At 77.2% G+C, this 575-nt stretch carries 1 protein-coding gene; it reads left to right on the forward strand.

Annotated elements, in window-relative coordinates; genetic code table 11:
• Positions 1-391, forward strand: a 391-nt coding sequence (locus tag AB3N00_RS30880; protein ID WP_413037829.1) for an AAA family ATPase, incomplete at its 5' end; no start/stop codon positions are given.
• Positions 392-575 lie beyond the last annotated feature (184 nt).

Raw genomic sequence — 575 nt, forward strand, 5'->3', positions numbered from 1 at the left:
GGCCGGGCCCGTGGCCGAGGGGGACCGGGAGGTGGTCGACGCGGTCCGCCGCCGCACCAGCCCCGAGCGGATCGCCGCCCAGGTGCGGGCGGTGCGCAGCGTCTACGCCTCGCCCGTGATCCTGCAGTACGTGGTGCGCTTGGCGGAGGCGACACGCTCCCACCCCCAGGTCACCCTCGGCGCATCGCCCCGCGCGGCCGTGCACCTGGTGCGCGCGGCGAAGGCGAACGCCGCGCTCGCCGCCCGCACCTTCGTCACCCCCCAGGACATCGCCGACGTCATCTTCCCCGTCTGGCGCCACCGGCTCCATCTGACCCCGCAGGCGCTCTCCCGCGGCGCGAGCGCCGGGGAGCTCGTGGACCAGGTCCTGCGCAGCACCCCGCAGACGTGAGGGGCCGCGCACGCACGATCCTCCGCCCCACCGGGCGGGGCGTCGTCGTGCTCGTGGCCTGCGCGGCGCTGTGGCTGCTGGGCGACCTCACCCGCATCGAGCCCGCCCGGCAGCTGGCCGCCGGGCTGGTGCTGGTCCTCGCCGTCGGCGCGGTCGGGATCCTCGTCGCCGGCCGTGGCATCTC

The sequence above is a fragment of the Paenibacillus xylanilyticus genome (assembly GCF_047246825.1).
Lineage (GTDB): Bacteria > Bacillota > Bacilli > Paenibacillales > Paenibacillaceae > Paenibacillus > Paenibacillus xylanilyticus_B.